Source organism: Microbacterium sp. K41 (assembly GCF_004794395.1).
Classification (GTDB): Bacteria; Actinomycetota; Actinomycetes; order Actinomycetales; family Microbacteriaceae; genus Microbacterium; species Microbacterium sufflavum.
In genome coordinates, this window is the sequence record NZ_SSDO01000069.1 from 1 (window position 1) to 624 (window position 624).

A 624-nucleotide genomic window follows, 5' to 3' on the forward strand; every position below is an offset into this window, starting at 1 on the left:
CATCGCGGCGCCCGCGGTGGTCCGCGGCGACTGGACCTCGCGGTCGGGATTCGCGGCAGGTGCCGCGCTGGCTCCCGCGACGGCCGTGTTCTGCGCGAACGACCAGATGGCCCTCGGTCTGCTGCGGGCCCTGGCGGAGTCCGGGCGCCGTGTGCCCGCGGACGTGAGCGTGGTGGGGTTCGACGACGTGCCGGATGCCGCGGACTACCTGCCGCCCCTCACCACCATCCGCCAGGACTTCTCCGCTCTCGCACAGCGGGCGGTGGGGGCCCTCGTCGCGGCGATCGAGGGAGCGGACCCGGCGGCGGACGGCGACCGTGCGATCGTGCCCACCCGGCTGCTCGTGCGCGACAGCACCGCGCACCGCTGAGGTCAGCCGGACGGCAGCAGCTCCTCCGCGTCGAACGCGGTCGTCGACCCGTCCGCCCACACGACCAGCCACCCGCCCTCCTGCGGGGTGAGCTGCGGCGACGCCGAGGCCACGCCGAGCAGCACCCCCACCGCCACCCAGGCCCCCGGGCGCGCCGGAACGGTGAGCCACGGTGTCGCCGTCCGCGGGGCCAGGGGTGTCACGTCGGACTCGACCCGCACGCCCGAGGCCGCCCCGTCCGTGCCGTGCAGCTC

At 76.6% G+C, this 624-nt stretch carries 1 protein-coding gene and 1 pseudogene; one reads left to right on the forward strand and one right to left on the reverse strand.

Features of this window, described 5'->3' with window-relative positions:
• Window positions 1–370 (forward strand): substrate-binding domain-containing protein (locus DW309_RS01175; RefSeq protein ID WP_168387126.1); only part of this gene is annotated, 370 nt, incomplete at its 5' end.
• Window positions 371–372: 2 nt separating this feature from the next.
• Here DW309_RS01175 and DW309_RS19195 read toward each other — a convergent pair.
• Window positions 373–624, reverse strand: a pseudogene (locus tag DW309_RS19195) (hypothetical protein); the annotation flags it as partial.